This window comes from Ruegeria sp. BI12, assembly GCF_056537985.1.
This window is the reverse complement of the sequence record NZ_JBQFSL010000003.1, coordinates 172,085-190,162: the sequence shown is the minus strand read 5'-3', so window position 1 is coordinate 190,162 and position 18,078 is coordinate 172,085. Positions and strand designations below refer to the sequence as shown.

The following is an 18,078-nucleotide window of genomic DNA, read 5'->3' as shown; positions in this document are numbered from 1 at the left end:
AGGAAAAAAGGAGACCCGAAATGTTTAAGATCACCGCATTACCAACTGACGACGTGCGCGCCCTTCAGGCCGGTCATCCCGATGCATATGGCGCAACGCCCGAACGCGCCATTTCGACCGGCGCGGGCAATCCCTGCCGCCATTGTTTGCAAAACATCCCCGAGGGCGAAGAAATGCTGGTTTTAGCCCATAGACCTTTTTTAGAGACACATTCCTACGCAGAAACCGGCCCGATCTTTCTGTGTGCGGCGCCTTGTGAACGTTTCGACAAAAATGAGATGCCCGAAATTTTGACCTCATCGCCTGACTACCTAATCAAAGGTTATGGCACAAATGACCGCATCGTTTATGGCACTGGGGCGATCACGCCTACGGATCAGATCGGTGCGCAAGTCAGAGATATCTTTGCCCGCCCGGATGTCGCTTACATCCACGTCCGGTCCGCGAGAAACAACTGCTACCAGGTGCGGATCGACCGAGCCTAAAGCTTGACCCTGTGCATTCCCCGGCGCGGCTGATCCGGATCATCGGCCGGTGCGTCCTCTAAACGGCTGGACGTCAGCGCGAGGAACACGTCTTCTAGATCAGCCTCTTCGGTACGGACGTCGCGGATGCGGATATTTGCCGTGCGTACAGCTTCCAGCGCCTCCTCGGCGCTGGTTTGGGCGCTGCGGTATTGCAGGACAAGGCTGCCATCGTCGCGCAAGGTGGCCTCGACTCCCTCAGTTACCGGAAGATCAATGACGGGGCTATCGGGAACGATGACCATGGTGCGACTATCCATGCGCCCGAGCAGGTTGGCAGTGCTGTCTTGCGCAATCTTTTCCCCGTGGTTGATAATGGCAATCTCGTCACACATCTCTTGCGCTTCTTCCAGGTAATGCGTGGTCAGGATGATGGTCATGCCCTGTTCGTTCAGCTTGCGCACATTGGCCCACAGCATCTGACGCAGTTCAATATCCACGCCCGCCGTTGGTTCGTCCAGAACAAGGATCTTGGGGTGGTGTACCAGCGCCTTGGCCAACAGCAACCGCCGCCGCATCCCGCCTGACAGGGTGCGGGCATAGGCCTCGGCCTTGTCACTGAGGCCGACCAGCTCAAGGATTTCATTGCTGCACCGTTCGGATTTGGGCACACCGTACAGACCTGCCTGGACTTCCAATGCGCCACGCGGAGTGAAAAACGGGTCCAGGTTCAACTCCTGTGGCATCACGCCAATTGCGGCGCGGGATTGGCGTGGATTTCGATCCTGATCAAAACCCCAGATCGACACGGAACCTGCCGATTTCACCACCAGACCAGCCAGAATGTTGATCAGGGTCGATTTTCCGGCCCCGTTCGGACCCAGAAGGCCGAACACCGATCCGCGCGGAATGGTCAGGTCAATGCCCTTAAGCGCCTGTTTCTCGGGCTGGCCTTTGCCGCCGCGATAGGTTTTGCGCAGCCCTTCGATCCTGATTGCCGCATCAGTCATGAGACCCTTGCCCCCGGTTTGCTCATCGCTCATAAACGCACCTAATGCATGCCCGCGAGGCCGACAACCAGTGAAGGATCGCCAGCCGTGACACTTGATGCACCGGAAACCAAGTTTGTCGAAACCGCCCGTGTCGCCTGTGACGGTGGCGAAGGCGCATTGGGACATCCGCGCGTTTGGTTGCAGATCCCTGAGGATACTGGCTGGGTCGAATGCCCTTACTGCGATTGCAAATACGTGCTGTCGGAGCAGAACGCAAAGTAATCTCGGAGGCCGGATGCTTTTTGCAGTGCAGCTTTTGCGAGTGTCGGATCAGGACCCGATTGCCACAGGCGGGCACCGAGATGTGTATGCCTGTCCGGGGCAATCACATTTGCTGATAAAGGTGACGCGCCCGCGTAAACGGCCCAACCGATCTTTCGCAAAACGGCTGATACGGCAGCTTATGCCCGATTCCGCTTATCGAAATGCGCTGAAGGAAATCGAGGGCGAGATGAAGGCCGCGTTGAAAAGCGGTACTGATATCGAGCACCTGCCCTTGGCAAGATGTTTTGGCATAGCGCAAACTGACATTGGCCCGGCGATCATCGTGGAACGGATCGAAACCGATGACGGGCAACTCGCACATCCCCTTGCGCGGTTGTGCGAGAAAGGCGCGTTGAGCAAAGATCTTTTGAATGAATTGAACAGTTTTGCCAAAAAGCTGTTCCAGCTTCAGGTGGTTGCTCGCGATATTCACGAGACCAACATCGTTTACGGGCTGCGCAACCAAACCCGAATGTTTCTGCTGATCGACGGGTATGGAGAACGCAATCTTGTTCCCTTGCGCACACTGAGCCGCAGATTGAATGACCGATCTCTGCACAAGCAGATGAACGGCATTGCCGAGCGTGTTGGACTGATCTGGGACAGGACGCGACAGGAATTCCGCGCCGCGTGACTGACGACCTGCGTTACCTATCCGGCGCAGTTTCCCGGCACTCTTGTGCGGATTGATCACCTTCTTTGCTGGCCACCCGCGCGGCCCTGTGGCAGAACCGTTTCCAACCAGAACGGAGCGCGCACATGAGCAATTTTGGAAAAGGGTGTCATCTGCATCTGATCGACGGATCGGCCTTTATTTTCAGGGCTTACCATGCGCTGCCGCCGCTTACACGGAAATCGGATGGCTTGCCGATTGGCGCCGTTTCGGGCTTTTGCAACATGTTGCAGAAATATGTAGAGGGGAACGCCGGTCCGGATGCACCGACTCACGTGGCAGTGATTTTCGACAAGGGCTCGCACACGTTCCGTAACGATTTGTACGACCTCTATAAAGCCAATCGCGAGGCGATGCCCGAAGACCTGCGACCGCAGATGCCGCTGACCCGTGAGGCCACCAAAGCGTTCAACATCGCCTGCAAGGAATTGGAAGGGTACGAGGCCGACGACATCATTGCGACCCTGGCCGTGCAGGCGCGCGAGGCGGGTGGGCGTGTGACCATCGTCAGCTCCGACAAAGACCTGATGCAGCTGGTTGGCGGCGGCGTTGAAATGCTCGACGCTATGAAGAACAAGCGGATCGATCGGGACGGCGTGGTTGAGAAGTTTGGCGTGGGACCCGAGCGCGTGGTGGATGTGCAGGCCTTAGCAGGGGACAGTGTTGATAACGTGCCGGGCGCGCCGGGGATCGGGGTCAAGACGGCGGCCTTGCTGATCAACGAATATGGCGATCTGGAAACGCTGCTGGACCGCGCGGAAGAGATCAAACAACCCAAACGCCGCCAGACGCTGATCGAAAAGCGCGACCAGATCGAGCTGTCGAAGAAACTGGTGCAGCTGGACGAGAACACACCGCTAGATTTCACGCTGGACGATCTAGAGGTCAAAGACCCCGAACCGGACACCCTGCTGGGTTTTCTGGCCGAGATGGAGTTCCGCACCCTCACTAAGCGGATCGCTGACAAGCTGGGGGCTGAGGCTCCGGTGATCGCCGATGCGCCTGCACCGGTGGTCGAACAGGCCGAGGCTGAGGCCATCCCTTTTGATGCGACGAAATATGAATGCGTGCGCGATGCGAGCGCGCTGCAAAGGTGGATTGATCAGACGTATGAACGCGGCTGGGTTGCGGTGGATACCGAAACCACCGGGCTGAATGAAATGATCGCTGAACTGGTTGGTATTTCACTGTGCGTTGAGGCAGGTGAGGCTTGCTATGTCCCTCTGATTCACCGCGAAAGCGCAACGGATGATTTGTTCGGGTCGGATGCATTGGCCGAAGGACAGATGCCGCCGGATGAGGCTCTGACACTGTTAAAACCGATGCTTGAGGACCCGTCGATCCTGAAGATCGGGCAGAACATGAAATACGATGCCAAGATATTCAAGCGGTACGGCGTCGACGTGGCCCCAATCGATGACACGATGCTGATGTCTTATGCGATGCATGGGGGTGAGCATGGGCATGGCATGGATACCTTGTCGGAACGCTATCTGAGCCACACGCCGATCCCTATCAAGCCTCTGCTGGGTTCGGGCAAGTCAGCGATCACCTTCGACAAGGTGCCGATCGATGAGGCAACGGCCTATGCGGCCGAAGATGCTGATATAACGCTGCGCCTGTGGAAACTGTTCAAGCCGCAACTGCATCAGGTCCAGGTGACAACGGTATATGAGACGCTCGAACGTCCGCTGGTGCCGGTTCTGGCCGAGATGGAAATGCATGGCATCAAGGTCGACCGCGATGTTCTGAGCCGCATGTCCAACGCGTTTGCGCAAAAAATGGCCGGATTAGAGGCTGAAATACATGAATTGGCGGGTGAGAATTTCAACGTCGGCTCGCCCGCGCAGCTGGGTGAGATCCTGTTCGACAAGATGGGCCTTGAGGGAGGCAAGAAGGGCAAGACCGGGAAATACTCGACTGGTGCGGACATTCTTGAGGATCTTGCGACCGAGCATGAGTTGCCGCGCCGGGTGTTGGACTGGCGGCAGTTGAGCAAGCTTAAGTCGACCTATACGGACGCGCTGCAGACCCATATCAACCCGGATACCGGGCGTGTGCACACGTCCTATTCGATCACTGGTGCGAACACGGGCCGCCTGGCTTCGACCGATCCGAACTTGCAAAACATTCCAGTTCGGACTGAGGAAGGCCGCCGTATTCGCGAGGCATTCGTTGCCGAACCGGGGAATGTGATGGTCAGCCTCGACTATAGCCAGATTGAGTTGCGGATTTTGGCCCATATTGCCGATATTTCGGCCCTGAAACAGGCGTTTTCGGATGGTTTGGACATTCACGCCATGACGGCGTCCGAGATGTTCGATGTGCCGCTGGACGAGATGACGCCGGATATCCGCCGGCAAGCCAAGGCAATCAACTTTGGTGTGATCTATGGCATTTCGGGCTTTGGTCTGGCGCGTAACTTGCGCATTCCGCGGGCCGAGGCGCAGGGGTTCATCGACCGCTATTTCGAACGCTTCCCGGGTATTCGCCGGTATATGGACGACACCGTCGCTTTCGCTAAAGAACATGGCTATGTGCAGACGCTTTTCGGTCGCAAAATCCACACGCCCGAGATCAACGCCAAAGGACCACATGCAGGCTTCTCGCGCCGGGCGGCAATCAACGCACCGATTCAGGGCACAGCGGCCGATGTGATCCGACGCGCGATGGTACGGATGCCGGATGCGATCAACGGTTTGCCTGCAAAAATGCTGCTGCAGGTGCATGACGAATTGCTGTTCGAAGTGGCCGAGGGTTCAGTGGATCAAGTGATTGACGTCGCACGTGACGTCATGGAAGGGGCCTCGGACCCGGCGGTAAAACTGGACGTCAAGCTGAGCGTGGATGCCGGACAAGGCGCAAATTGGGCCGAGGCGCACTAGCTTTAGAAAAGACGGTGGCGCTGCTCATCAGGCCCGGCGGGCCCTCTTCGCAGCGGGTCAGTCCTGCGGTCTGACCCAGCCCTCGACCTTGCGTTTCACGGTGGGCCCAAGGGTCAGTATGACGGCAAAGGCGATTGGCCAGCAAAATGCCCATGATCCCATCCAGTCGCCTAAAGTGGATGGTCCGAACCCAACTGCTTTGACAGTTGCAATGCCGGTGACGATACAGGACATCAAGCCAGACATGATCAGGCCAAATACGGCATGGGCAAAACGGGCAGGGATCATTTCGGGTATCCTTAAGGTCGCGACGCCCCGTTTTTAGATACTTTCCGCTCAATTGCCAGACAGGATCAGGTGACGTGTTGTCCCATCCAGCCAAGTGATGTGGCCGTGCGGTGTGTAGAAGGGGTGTATTCGGCACTGACCCAATTGGCATAGCCACTGTTCTCCATCGCTGCAAACAGTCGCGTGAAATCTATGGGGCCGCGCCCAGGTTCAGAGCGGTCGGGCGCTGCTCCGATCTGGGCATGTGTGATCTTGTCGTGAAACTGTTCCCAGACGGCCAATGCGTCACCGTGAATCATGTGAGCGTGAAAGCTGTCATATTGCAATCCGACATTCGGGCGGTCCACATAGTCCAGAACCCTGACCGCCAGATCATAGTCATTCAGGAAGTAATCGGGTTGAGAAACCGGGTTCAGTGGCTCGATCGTAAACTGTTGTTGCGGTGCCAGGTCAGCCGCCCATTGCAGGTTATGGACCAAGCACGCAAACGCATCCGGACCAGAGGAATACCCTGACATGATGTGGATGAGCTTTGGGCGCAGAACCTCAGCATAGCGCAGAACGCGGCGGATATCCGATTGGAATCGACCTTCACCCCCTGGAATGGCGGCGTAGCCGGGTTCACCCCCGGTGTAATTGGGCGGGGGGGCATTGATCAAAACCAGATCGAGCCCGTTGGCGAGCAGAGCGCGATGAGTTTCCTTGGCAGCCAATTCGTAGGGGAACAAAACCTCGACAGCTTTAAACCCGGCCTCCGCAGCGGCCTGAAACCGGTCGAGGTAAGGAAGCTCGGCAAAGAGCAGGGAAATATTCGCTGCGAATTTTGGCATATTTGGCCTTTGGATTGCTGCTGCGCTGACCTTATCCGCGTGGTGATTTCAGCGAAAGAGACTGAAAACGACAGTTTGTCGAAATTCGACCAGAACGCGCCGAATGAATCAGCGAGGTTCGGGACAACGCGGCGAATCATTTCAGAGCGCCGTGCTAACAAAAGGTTTTAACACGATGGCGATGAGCCCTGACCCCGTGCGCGGGAACACCATATCTGTGTCTGCGGGACAGAATTCTGCTTTGTCGGGCAATGGGTTGGCTGTGGCCTCCATGCTGACCTGGGCGGCTGGCTTTCCGGCGGCTGAGGTGTTGTTGCAGACGTGGCCCCCCGTCGCCTTGCTGACCGCACGTCTGGCATTGGCCGTGGTCGTTATGGTGCCGATCTGGATGCTGATCGACGGGCCGCGCCGGGTTCTTTCCGCCCGTTGGCGGCACGCGATGATTGTCGGCGGTTGCGGCATTGGGGTGGCGATGTTCCTGATGATCGTGGCGCAAAAACTGACTGACCCGGTGACTGTCGCGATTGTCGCGTCGTGCGCGCCTTTGATGGCGACGCTGTTAGAACTGGCTGCTGGGACACGCCGGCTGAGGTGGAATTTTGCACTGGGCGTCGTTGTTTCAATTGTCGGCGGCCTGATTGCCACAAGCGCCTTGGCGCCTGCCCAGCTGGGGTTGGGTGCCGCGTGCGCCGTCGTTTCGACCGGTTTGTTCTGCTGGGCCAGCATGGCGACCGCCCGGGATTTTCCGGAACTGAGCAGGGTCGGGCGCACCACCATCACGTTTGTCGGTGGTTTGCTGATGGCGTCGCTGCTTGTGTTCGGATCGGCGCAGTTGGGAATGGATTTCATGCCCGCAACATCATTTGACATCCAGCAGGCCGGGATGTTGGTGATCTACGCACTGGTGTCGATGGGGCTGAGTCAGGTTCTGTTCATCGCTTCGATTGGGAAACTGGGCGTCGCGCTGTCGTCCTTCCACATCAACGTTGCCCCTTTCTACGTGATGCTGATCATGCTGGTACTGGGCGAAGAATGGAACTGGACCCGTGCGCTGGGCGCAGGGATCGTTGCAATGGCGGTTATTCTGGCACAGGAACGGCGATCCGCCAGAGCCGCCTAACCGGTCAGGTCTTCCGAGCGGATCAGCGGGAAAAACTGCCCGCCGGACCAGACACCGAACCACTCATCTTTGTGTGTGGCGATATCCACAAGGCGGTAAAAGCTCTTGCGATCTATGCGAGCCTCTAGGTTTGCGCGAACCAATACATAAGGGGATGGCTCATCTGTCGCGGAATCAATGACAATCCTGATCGGGTGGTCCGGGCCGGCAATCGCGATATCACCGACTTGTGTCGTAAATGTCAGGTTTTGGGCCTGACCCGCGCCCGTTACGTCAAAGTCTACGGCCAAAAACGGCGCATCTGCGACAGTGATTCCCACTTTTTCCACTGGTGTGACCAGATAGTATTTGTCGCCTTCTTTCTTAAGAATTGAGGAAAAAAGCTTCACAAGCTCGAACCGATTGATGGGCGACCCTAAATAAGTCCAAGACCCATCTTTTGCGATATGGATGTCCAGATCGCCGCAAAACGGAGGATTCCAAAGGTGAACAGGGGGTAAACCCCTGGTTTTGGCCGCCTTGACCGAGGCCGCCAGCCCGTCCGGAGAGGGTGTCACAGGTTTTTGTCCGCTCATTGCTTTTGCCATTTCCTTTTCGCGCGATACACTTCAATCATATTAGTCCACGGAAGGGAAAGTCATGACCGAACCTGCCGACCTCGTGTCCGAGATCGAAGCGCTGGAATTCAAACTACAAGAGGCCAAGGCCTCGATCACCCGTCGCTTTATCGGACAGGAAAGGGTCGTGGACCTGACGCTGACCGCGCTGCTGTGTGGTGGGCACGCCTTGCTGATCGGTTTGCCAGGTCTGGGCAAAACGCGATTGGTTGAGACGCTTTCGACCGTGATGGGCCTGCATGGAAACCGCATCCAGTTCACGCCCGACCTGATGCCCGCCGATATTCTGGGGTCCGAGGTTTTGGACACCGCCGAGGATGGCAGCCGCCACTTTCGCTTTATTTCCGGCCCGATCTTCTGCCAGTTGCTGATGGCGGACGAGATCAACCGCGCCAGCCCGCGTACACAGTCGGCGTTGTTGCAGGCGATGCAGGAACGCACCGTGACTGTGGCCGGTGAAGACCGATCGTTGGGTGAACCGTTCCACGTATTGGCGACGCAAAACCCGATCGAACAAGAGGGCACCTATCCGTTGCCCGAGGCACAACTGGACCGTTTCCTGGTGCGGATCGACGTGGACTATCCGGATCGACAGACCGAGCGCGACATTCTTTTGGCAACGACAGGTGTCGAACAGGAAGAAGCGCACGAGATTTTCAGCAAAGAGGAATTGTTGGCCGCGCAGGTGCTTTTGCGCCGGATGCCAGTGGGGGATTCGGTTGTGGAGCTGATCCTTGATCTGGTCCGCGCCTTCCGCCCTGAAGAGGCAGGTGTTTCTGAACGTGTCGCTGAAACCGTGGCTTGGGGTCCTGGCCCTCGTGCTGCACAAGCGCTGATGATGACGGTGCGTGCACGGGCGATGCTGCAGGGCCGATTGGCACCGAATGCCGAGGACGTGCTGGACATGGCCCGCCCGGTGCTTAGCCACCGGATGGCCTTGAACTTTGCGGCACGGGCGCGCGGTGACAGCCTTGCTGACTTGATTGAGTCCACCGCCGCCGGTCTGGTGCGCACCGAGGCTGCGGCGTGAATGCCGCTCTGACCCTTCGCGAAAGATCCGAAGCCGAGGCGTCCCGGCTGCCGCCGCTCTTGGCGCGGGCCGAGCAGCTGGCCGGCACGGTCCTGCTGGGTGATCACGGTCGACGCCGCGCGGGACTTGGCGATGATTTCTGGCAATACCGTCCGGCCCAGATTGGCGACAGCCGCCGCATGATCGACCATCGTCGGTCGGCACGTGGGGATCAGCAATTCGTGCGGGAACGCGAGTGGCAGATTGCGCAATCGGTAATGCTGTGGGTCGATCAGGGCGCTTCGATGCGGTTTGCTTCCGACAAAAACCTGCCCACCAAGGCCGACCGCGCCCGCCTTCTGGGTTTGGCTACGGCTATTCTTCTTGTGCGCGGTGGCGAGCGTGTGGGCCTGACCGGAACGACCTTGCCGCCACGACGTGGCAACGCCCAAATCATTCGTCTGGCAGAGGCGTGGTCCGAAGACGCCGAGACCGACTACACGCCCCCCGAACACCGCGCCATGATCCCACACGCCCGCGCCGTGTTCATTTCTGATTTCCTTGGCCCATTGGAAGAGGTCGAACTGGCCCTGACCAAAGCTGCAGATCGCGGTGTGCGGGGTTTGGTCCTGCAGGTTCTTGATCCCGGAGAAGAGACTTTTCCCTATCGCGGTCGTACGATCTTTGAAAGCGTCGGCGGTTCTGTTCGCCATGAAACGCTAAAGGCCGGAGAGCTGCGCGAGCGGTATCTGGAACGACTTGCGAAACGCAAGGATGCGCTGACCCATTTGTGCCGCGAAACGGGCTGGCAGCTGGGGCTGCATCACACTGGTGAAAGTGCCCAAGCGGCTCTGTTGTGGCTCTATCGTGCGCTGGATGGGGGTACGGGATGACGGTTCTGGCGGGCATCGGCTTTACCGCACCCTGGTTGTTGCTGGGTCTACTAACCTTGCCGATCCTGTGGTTGATCCTGCGCGCCGTGCCACCTGCGCCGATCCGCCGGCTGTTCCCGGCAGTGACGCTGCTGTTGGGGCTGAAGGATGATGAGAGCGTCTCGGACCGGACACCGTGGTGGTTGTTGTTGCTGCGGATGCTGGCGGCGGCTGCGATCATTATTGGATTGGCTGGGCCGGTTCTGAACCCTTCGCGCGATCAGGCGGGGTCGGGTCCGTTGCTGCTGGTGCTGGATGCCAGTTGGGCGGGTGCCACCCGCTGGTCTACGACGCTGGATCAGATTGATGCGCAACTGACCGAAGCCGGGCGCGCGGGTCGTACCGTCGCCATCCTTCGCCTGACCGAACCCGAAGCTCCTGTGTTTCAGGCTGCTGAAGCATGGCGCGGCCGTCTGCCGGGATTGACCCCGACGCCGTGGCAACCGACCGAAGCGCAGATCGAATTGGCTCTAACGGCCTTGGATCAGGCCTATGGCAGGTTCGACACCCATTGGTTCAGTGACCGTTTGAGCTATGACGGGCATGACGCGATCCTGTCCGCCCTGCGTGCGCGCGGCGATGTTACTGTCTATCAGGCACCGACGCCTGCAATCGCCATTCTGCCTGCCACGTATCAGGACGGCGTCATTCAATTGACGGCGCAACGCGCAGAACCCGGGCCGGCAGACCGCATCACTGTTTTGGCGCAGGGACGTGATCCGGCCGGGGCAATGCGTGTCCTGCAATCCGCCGAGCTAGAGTTTGCCAGCGGTGAAACACAGGCGCAGGTGGAACTGTCGTTGCCTTCTGAATTGCGCGCGCGCATCACCCGGTTTGAAATTCAGGGCGAGCGTTCGGCGGGTGCCGTCACGCTGACAGACGACAGCCTGCGGCGGCGCGAGGTCGCCTTGATCGCCGGAACCCTGAACCGCGAAGGTTTAGAGCTGTTGTCGCCGCTGCATTACCTGACCCAGGTCCTGATCCCCACGGCGGATTTCGTCGAAGGTGGCCTGCTGGAAGTCCTGCCCGCCAATCCCGATGTGATCGTGATGGCTGACGTAGCCAATCTGGCCGGATCCGAACAGGTGGCATTGGTTGAATGGGTGGAACAGGGGGGATTGCTATTGCGGTTTGCCGGCCCGCGTATGGCGGCCAGCGATCTTGGCCGGGATGCCGAAGATACCTTGCTGCCGGTGCGTTTGCGCAGCGGCGGACGTTCGGTCGGTGGTGCTATGAGCTGGGGCGAAGCCAAGGGGCTGGCACCTTTCCCGGAAAACTCGCCCTTCTATGGGCTGCAGGTGCCAGAAGATGTCACGGTGACCACACAAGTCATGGCGCAACCAGACCCTAATCTGGCGGATCGCGTCATTGCCTCACTGTCGGATGGCACACCATTGGTGACCCGAAAAGCGCTGGGACTGGGGCAGGTGGTGTTGTTCCATGTGACGGCGGATGCCGAATGGTCCAGCCTGCCTTTGTCGGGGTTGTTCGTCGAAATGCTGGACCGGCTAGCGGTGGCATCAGCGGCAAAATCAAGGCAGGAGTCGCAGTTGCAAGGCACCACGTGGGAACCGATTCAGGTTATGGATGGCTTTGGCGTTCTGTCTGATGCTGGCAATCTGGCGGGTGTCGATGGCGTCGAACTTGTAACCGGCCCGATCGGTCCCGATCTACGGCCCGGGCTTTATGAAAGCGGCAAACAGAAGCTGGCCCGCAATGTTCTGAACGATGAAACGGTCCTTAGCCCGGCGCTCTGGCCATCGGATGTTCCGATCAAGGGGCAGGAGGTCAGCACCGAGACACCCATAGGAGGCATCTTGCTGAGCCTTGCATTGTTGTTGCTGACGGTGGACGTCATCGCCTCGCTGGCATTGTCCGGGCGTCTGGGATTGGCTAAGGCAGCGGCGGTCGCGTTGGGAGCCGTCTTACTGGTGCCCGAGGCGCAGGCGCAAACGCCCGAGGGTACCGATTTCGCCTTAAGCGCCACGCAGGAGTTGGTTCTGGCGCATGTCCTGACCGGTGATCAGCAGGTTGACGATATTGCAGCCGCGGGGATGCGTGGGTTGGCTCAGACGTTGTTTTACCGCACCTCGGTTGAACCGGCAGAACCCATCGGCGTGGATCTGGAGCGGGACGAGCTGGCGTTTTTCCCGTTGCTCTATTGGCCTATCTCGCCTGATCAACCGCAACCGTCGGCCGAAGCGTATGCCAAGCTCAACGCTTACTTGCGTTCGGGCGGAATGATCCTGTTCGACACGCGTGACGCGGATGTAGCGCGCTTTGGTGCTGCCAGCCCGAATGGGCGTAAACTGCAACAGATCGCAGCCCCGCTGAATATCCCTTCATTAGAGCCTGTACCACGTGACCATGTGCTAACTCGCGCCTTCTACCTTCTGCAGGATTTTCCGGGTCGGTATGCGGGCACTGAAGTGTGGGTCGAGGCTGCACCGATGGATGCCGAGCAGATTGAGGGTATGCCGTTTCGCAACCTTAATGACAACGTGACGCCGGTGGTGATTGGCGGCAATGACTGGGGCGCGGCCTGGGCCATTGATCGCAATGGTCAGGCGCTGTTGCCGGTTGGCCGCGGATATGCTGGTGAACGGCAGCGCGAGCTGGCAAGTCGTTTCGGCGTCAACCTGGTGATGCACGTGCTGACCGGGAACTACAAATCGGATCAGGTGCACGTGCCTGCCTTGCTGGACAGGTTAGGACAATGACAGGAACAGTCATATTTGATCCGCTGATCCCGTGGTCCGTTCTGGTCATTGTGGCCGCGATTGCTGTCGCCGGGGTTATTCTGGCCCTGTGGCGCGGTCTGTCTGGTTGGGCTTTGCGTGGACTTGCTGCGCTGGTTGTGATCGCGGCCTTGTCGGGGCCGGTGTACCAAATCGAAGATCGCGCGCCATTGACCGATATCGTTCTGATGATTGAGGACGAAAGCGCAAGTCAGACACTTTCAGACCGGGCGGATCAGACAGCACAAGCCGCCGAGGCACTGGCGGTTGAGATTGAATCCCGCAACAATACGGAACTGCGCCGGATCAAGGTGGGTGATGGTGACGGGGACGAAGGCACACAAGTGATGGCGGCGTTGAACGAAGCGTTGGCCGAAGAGCCGCGCGCGCGGATCGCGGGCATTCTGGTTGTATCGGACGGTATCGTGCATGACGCCGATCAAGCCCCTGATTTGCCTGCGCCCATGCACCTTATGCAGACTGGGCGCGCAACAGATTGGGATCGTCGCCTGATCGTCCGAAATGCGCCCGCCTTCGCTATCATTGATGAACCTGTCACCCTGACCCTAAGGGTTGAGGATAGTGGTGCAGCACCTGCTGGGGCCACAACGGCACCTCTTGAAATCTCGGTCGATGGGGCCGAAGCCGAACAATTTACGATTCCCATTGGCGTTGATGTTGAGCTGCCGATCACGCTGCCTCATGGCGGGCGCAACGTGATTCAGTTCACCGTTCCGGAGGCCGAGGGCGAACTGACCGACCGTAACAACACCGCCCTGATCCAGATGAATGGGGTCCGCGACCGTTTGCGGGTTTTGCTGGTATCGGGTGAACCGCATCCTGGTGGGCGGACATGGCGCAACCTGCTAAAGTCTGACAGTTCCGTGGATCTGGTGCACTTTACCATTCTGCGCCCCCCCGAAAAGCAGGACGGGGTGCCAGTGGATGAGCTGTCGTTGATCGCCTTCCCGACGCGCGAACTGTTTCTGGAAAAAATCAACGATTTTGACCTGATCATTTTTGACCGATACAAGCGGCGCGGCATCCTGCCTGCGATTTATCTGGACAATGTCACCAACTATATCAACGAAGGCGGTGCCGTTCTTGTTGCCGCCGGGCCGGATTTTGCCAGCGCCGACAGTATCTTCCGCTCACCCCTGGCGCCGATCCTGCCAGCGCAGCCAACCGCGCGGGTGATCGAGGAACGCTATGTCCCGATGGTGACTGATCTGGGGCATCGCCATCCGGTGACGACGGATCTTGGTGACTCGGAAAACTGGGGCGCATGGCTGCGCCAGATCGATGTCAATCACCGCACGGGTGAGGTTTTGATGACGGGCGTGGATGAACGGCCCTTGCTGGTGCTCAACCGAGTTGGCGAGGGGCGCGTGGCGTTGCTGGCCTCGGATCATGCCTGGTTGTGGAGCCGTGGTTTCGAAGGCGGTGGACCGCAGCTTGAGTTGCTGCGCCGTTTGGCGCATTGGATGATGAAAGAGCCTGAGCTTGAGGAAGAAGCGCTATGGGCCGAAGCCAATGGTCAGACGATGCGTATTATCCGCCAGACACTGGGGGATGAAGTCGGGCCGGTCACCGTAACCCGTCCGAACGGTGAAACAGAGGATGTTACTTTAGCTGAGGTCTCTCCGGGGCGGTTCGAAGCACAGTATTTCGGGCCTGAGATTGGCCTGTATCGCTTGCAGGAAGGGGATCAGTCCACCGTTATCGGCCTTGGCCCCGCTGCGCCCAAGGAATTCGTGCGTACGATCGCAACGGCTGAGGTGTTGGAACCCGTGATGTCCGATTTGCGCGGCGGTACGGTGCGTCTGGAGCAAGGATTGCCCTCGATCCGCGACGTACGTGCCGGGCGCCCCGCTTCGGGGCGCGGGTGGATCGGTCTGACCCCGCGCAACGCCTATGAAACACGGGACGTGACGCAGGCCGGACTATTGCCGCCTTGGCTTGTCTTGCTGTTGGCGGGCGGATTCCTTCTGGCTGGATGGCTACGCGAAGGGCGGCGCTAGGTCACTCGAACACCACGCTGACCGTCGGGTCGCCAGGCAAACCTTCGTACGTCACTGATGCCCCGCCCATACCCTTTTCGGGCGGGAACAGTGGCCCAAAAGAACCGACAGAAATCAGGTCGCCGGGCTTAAATTCGATCCCTTTTGACATCAACCAAAGGGCCGCATTCGCCGGGTGCCCCAGAACGGCTGTTCCCGGCGCTTGCGCCAGTATATCTCCATCTGCGGCGCGAAGTGTGACGGCCATATCCGCCAAGGCCCGCATCATACTTGCTGGGTTCGTCACTGGAATCTCTGTACCTAAGACTCCCAGTCTGGGCGCGACACCGATGGCGGTCAGGGTCACCGGGGTGATCGGTTCGCGCTTGGCTAGGGTCAAGTCTGGCAATTCGATAAAAGGACGGATTGCCGAGATGTTATGAACCACATCTTCCGGCGTTTCGGCCTGATTGATATCTGCCGATCCAACGACCAGTACCAGATCGGCCTCAAACACCGGCCGCGCGCCCCAGTCTGAAGGAACAGACGCGCCGTCATTCAGCATCATGTCGCGGAATAAGACGCCCTGAACTGGTTCGGATGCGCCAAACCTTTCTTGGGCCGGCGCGCTGGTCAGACCGGCTTTATAGCCGATTACCGGGCCTATATGTGGCTCTAACGCTGTCACTATGTGTGCTTGTGTACACAGCGCGTCCTCCATCGTGCCACCTGCCGAAAGGGCAGTAGTTGGCGTGCCTGAAAGGTAATCCGCGACAAACTGCTCCACCTGATCATCTGTTGCGCAACCCGCCGCGACAGGTTGGGAAAGTGCTCCACAGGCGAACAGGGCACCAAAGAAACTTCGCATATTACACCTCCGTTTGGCCAAGACTGGCATGAGGTTCAATCCTTGAGCAACGGCTTAAACAGTTCTTCATTCTCTGCCCGAATACTGAATGCAGATTATCCCGGGATCACCAAAAATGAGTCTTGCAGGAAAGCTCTCACAAGAACGGCGCGCGCGTCTGGCGGCTGAACGTTTGTTGGAAATGAAACAGGCAGAGCTTTCGGCCGCAAACCGGAAACTGGGCCTGCATGCGATGGCGTTGACTAAGCGAATTGGAGAAACCCAGGCCGAGGTTGAAACGGTCCGGGATGAGAATGAAAAGGTAAAATCCGATCTGACGGTGGCAAACGCCAAGATCGAAGTAGCCGAACGCCGGCTATGGCACTCGATCCAGACCATTCAGGATGGGTTCGCGTTCTTCGACGAGGAAAGCCGCCTGATAGGGGCTAATGCGGCCTATTTAAGCGTTTTTGACGGGCTGGAAGAGGTTGCGCCAGGTGTGACCTATCCGAAAATTCTGGAAATTCTGACAACCGAAGGGCTGATCGATCTCGGTACCGAACCGATGCAGGCCTGGCGCGACAGGATGTTGCAGAGATGGGCAATGCCGCATCCTGTGCCCGAGGTTATCCGGTTGTGGAATGGCCACTACATCAAGCTGATCGACCAGCGTGGTCACGGTGGCGATGTGGTCAGCCTGGCCCTGAACATCACCACATCTGTGCGGCATGAGGCCGAATTGACCGCAGCCCGTGAACGGGCTGAGGCGGCAAACCGCGCCAAATCGGCATTTCTGGCCAATATGAGCCATGAAATCCGAACTCCGATGAACGGTATTGTGGGCATGACCGAGTTGATGTCAGAAACGCCGCTAGATGAAGAACAGCGATTGTATCTGAACACCATTCGCAACTCGGGCGAAGCGCTTTTGGTGATTATCAACGACGTTCTGGACTACTCCAAGATTGAGGCGGATAAACTGATCCTGCATCCCGAACAGTTCGACTTTGAACGCTGCATTCTTGAGGTTGCGATGCTGTTGCAACCCAGCGTGCGCGACAAAGGGCTGACGCTATTGGTGGATTACGATCTGTTCCTGCCCACCTTGTTTGTCGGGGATCCGGGGCGGGTGCGGCAGGTTCTGACTAATCTCGCCGGCAATGCGGTAAAATTCACGTTCAAAGGCCATGTCCTGATCCGCGTTACCGGCGTGCCCAATCCGGACGCCCAATCCTGCGATGTGCATGTTGCGATCGAAGACACCGGCATTGGAATTGACGAAGACAAAATCGGGCACATTTTTGGCGAGTTCAATCAGGTCGAAGACGAACGAAATCGCGCGTTTGAAGGCACAGGTTTGGGTCTGGCGATAACGAAACGGCTGATCACATTGATGGGCGGATCCATTTGGGTGGAGAGCGAGCCGGGGCAGGGGTCCTGCTTCGGATTTAGATTCCCGCTGCCGACGGTTGAAGGTCCGCAACCTGCCCCGCCGGATCTTGATGGATGCCTGCGCCATGTGATGATCGTCGAGGATCTGGCCGCCAACCGGGCGATCCTGTCCAAACAATTGAGCCGCTTAGGGTCACAGGTTTCTGTTTGCGCATCCGGTCGAGAGGCGCTGGAAACGCTGGACGACAGCGTCGACCTTCTGCTGTGCGATCACGACCTGCCCGACATGGACGGACTGGAACTGGCCACCACGCTGAAAGAAAGGGGAATGGCCAATCTGCCGATTGTTGTGATGTCGGCCAATCCCGGGGTGATTCACGCCCATCCCGCGCGAAACCTGATCGAAGGGGTCTTGCAAAAGCCGATCCCCAGAGCCGAGCTATACGCGCGCCTTCAGTCGCTTGGTCGATCGAAAAGCCTTGCAAGCCCTACGGATACCGCGCCAGACGATCGGGATTTAAGTAAGCCTGCATGTGCTGAAACGCAGCGCATCATGCGCGTGCTCGCGGCGGAGGATAACCGGACCAACCAGTTGATCCTCAAAAAAATGGTCAAGGATATGAACATCGACTTGCGGTTTGCCGGCAATGGGATCGAAGCGGTGCAGGAATATCAGGATTTTGACCCTGACTTGATTTTCATGGATATCTCGATGCCGAAAATGGATGGCAAACAGGCGACGGGCGAAATCCGGCGTCGCGAAATTGAAACTGGTCGACATGTTCCCATTGTCGCCCTGACGGCACATGCAATGGCGGGTGACGATCAGGGGATATTGTCGGCCGGGCTGGATCATTACCTGACGAAACCTCTACAGAAACGGAAGATCCACCAGATGGTCCTGGCCCATAAACCTGACGATTCTTGCCCGGTCATTGCAGAGGAAAGCCGGGCTGACTAGATTGAG

The 18,078-nt window shown here is 58.3% G+C and carries 15 protein-coding genes; 10 read left to right on the top strand and 5 right to left on the bottom strand.

Features of this window, described 5'->3' with window-relative positions; all coding sequences use genetic code 11:
* The first annotated feature begins 20 nt into the window (after window positions 1–20).
* Entirely contained in the window at window positions 21–485 is a 465-nt protein-coding gene (locus ACR0AK_RS19880) for a DUF1203 domain-containing protein (protein WP_480794676.1), read from the top strand.
* Here ACR0AK_RS19880 and ACR0AK_RS19875 read toward each other — a convergent pair.
* A complete protein-coding gene (locus tag ACR0AK_RS19875; protein WP_480794874.1) occupies window positions 482–1,474 on the bottom strand; it encodes an ABC transporter ATP-binding protein in 993 nt (330 codons plus the stop codon). The genes ACR0AK_RS19880 and ACR0AK_RS19875 overlap by 4 nt on opposite strands.
* An 87-nt stretch (window positions 1,475–1,561) precedes the next feature.
* On the opposite strand from ACR0AK_RS19875, the gene ACR0AK_RS19870 reads away from it, so the two are divergent.
* The 3 genes from ACR0AK_RS19870 to polA all read left to right on the top strand — a co-directional run bounded on the left by ACR0AK_RS19870 (window position 1,562) and on the right by polA (window position 5,338).
* Window positions 1,562–1,738 carry a zinc-finger domain-containing protein gene (locus ACR0AK_RS19870; protein ID WP_480794675.1) on the top strand — a complete coding sequence of 59 codons (177 nt, stop codon included), beginning with the start codon at window positions 1,562–1,564 and terminating at the stop codon, window positions 1,736–1,738.
* Between the two features lie 13 nt (window positions 1,739–1,751).
* On the top strand, window positions 1,752–2,414 hold the full coding sequence (locus ACR0AK_RS19865; RefSeq protein ID WP_480794674.1) for a YrbL family protein: 663 nt from the start codon (window positions 1,752–1,754) through the stop codon (window positions 2,412–2,414).
* A gap of 125 nt (window positions 2,415–2,539) precedes the next feature.
* Window positions 2,540–5,338 carry a DNA polymerase I gene (gene polA, locus ACR0AK_RS19860; protein ID WP_480794673.1) on the top strand — a complete coding sequence of 933 codons (2,799 nt, stop codon included), beginning with the start codon at window positions 2,540–2,542 and terminating at the stop codon, window positions 5,336–5,338.
* A gap of 57 nt (window positions 5,339–5,395) precedes the next feature.
* Here the strand turns inward: polA and ACR0AK_RS19855 are convergent, their stop codons facing one another.
* The gene (locus ACR0AK_RS19855) at window positions 5,396–5,626 is read right to left on the bottom strand and encodes a DUF2798 domain-containing protein (protein WP_170561845.1); all 231 of its coding nucleotides are present in this window, start codon (window positions 5,624–5,626) and stop codon (window positions 5,396–5,398) included.
* A gap of 65 nt (window positions 5,627–5,691) precedes the next feature.
* Window positions 5,692–6,456 carry a hydroxypyruvate isomerase family protein gene (locus tag ACR0AK_RS19850; RefSeq protein WP_480794672.1) on the bottom strand — a complete coding sequence of 255 codons (765 nt, stop codon included), beginning with the start codon at window positions 6,454–6,456 and terminating at the stop codon, window positions 5,692–5,694.
* Window positions 6,457–6,637: 181 nt separating this feature from the next.
* Here ACR0AK_RS19850 and ACR0AK_RS19845 point away from each other — a divergent pair, with 181 nt between their 5' ends.
* A complete protein-coding gene (locus tag ACR0AK_RS19845) occupies window positions 6,638–7,576 on the top strand; it encodes a DMT family transporter (protein ID WP_480794671.1) in 939 nt (312 codons plus the stop codon).
* Here the strand turns inward: ACR0AK_RS19845 and ACR0AK_RS19840 are convergent.
* Window positions 7,573–8,151 carry a DUF1285 domain-containing protein gene (locus ACR0AK_RS19840; protein ID WP_480794670.1) on the bottom strand — a complete coding sequence of 193 codons (579 nt, stop codon included), beginning with the start codon at window positions 8,149–8,151 and terminating at the stop codon, window positions 7,573–7,575. The two genes, ACR0AK_RS19845 and ACR0AK_RS19840, sit on opposite strands and share 4 nt — an antisense overlap.
* Window positions 8,152–8,215: 64 nt before the next feature.
* Here ACR0AK_RS19840 and ACR0AK_RS19835 point away from each other — a divergent pair, with 64 nt between their 5' ends.
* The 4 genes from ACR0AK_RS19835 to ACR0AK_RS19820 are packed head-to-tail and all read left to right on the top strand — an operon-like array spanning window position 8,216 to window position 14,893.
* On the top strand, window positions 8,216–9,223 hold the full coding sequence (locus ACR0AK_RS19835) for an AAA family ATPase (protein WP_480794669.1): 1,008 nt from the start codon (window positions 8,216–8,218) through the stop codon (window positions 9,221–9,223).
* Window positions 9,220–10,095, top strand: a complete 876-nt coding sequence (locus tag ACR0AK_RS19830) for a DUF58 domain-containing protein (protein ID WP_170561857.1) — start codon at window positions 9,220–9,222, stop codon at window positions 10,093–10,095. Before ACR0AK_RS19835 ends, ACR0AK_RS19830 begins: the two co-directional genes overlap by 4 nt.
* Window positions 10,092–12,854 (top strand): DUF4159 domain-containing protein, encoded by a 2,763-nt coding sequence (locus ACR0AK_RS19825; protein WP_480794668.1) that lies wholly within the window; start codon window positions 10,092–10,094, stop codon window positions 12,852–12,854. The genes ACR0AK_RS19830 and ACR0AK_RS19825 overlap by 4 nt, the downstream gene beginning before the upstream one ends.
* Window positions 12,851–14,893, top strand: coding sequence for a hypothetical protein (locus ACR0AK_RS19820; RefSeq protein WP_480794667.1), 2,043 nt, complete (start codon window positions 12,851–12,853; stop codon window positions 14,891–14,893). The genes ACR0AK_RS19825 and ACR0AK_RS19820 overlap by 4 nt, the downstream gene beginning before the upstream one ends.
* 1 nt (window position 14,894) lies before the next feature.
* On the opposite strand, the gene ACR0AK_RS19815 is transcribed toward ACR0AK_RS19820, so the two are convergent.
* The gene (locus ACR0AK_RS19815) at window positions 14,895–15,740 is read right to left on the bottom strand and encodes a 2-keto-4-pentenoate hydratase (RefSeq protein WP_480794666.1); all 846 of its coding nucleotides are present in this window, start codon (window positions 15,738–15,740) and stop codon (window positions 14,895–14,897) included.
* Between the two features lie 115 nt (window positions 15,741–15,855).
* Here ACR0AK_RS19815 and ACR0AK_RS19810 point away from each other — a divergent pair, with 115 nt between their 5' ends.
* Window positions 15,856–18,072 (top strand): response regulator, encoded by a 2,217-nt coding sequence (locus tag ACR0AK_RS19810; RefSeq protein WP_480794665.1) that lies wholly within the window; start codon window positions 15,856–15,858, stop codon window positions 18,070–18,072.
* Window positions 18,073–18,078: the final 6 nt, after the last annotated feature.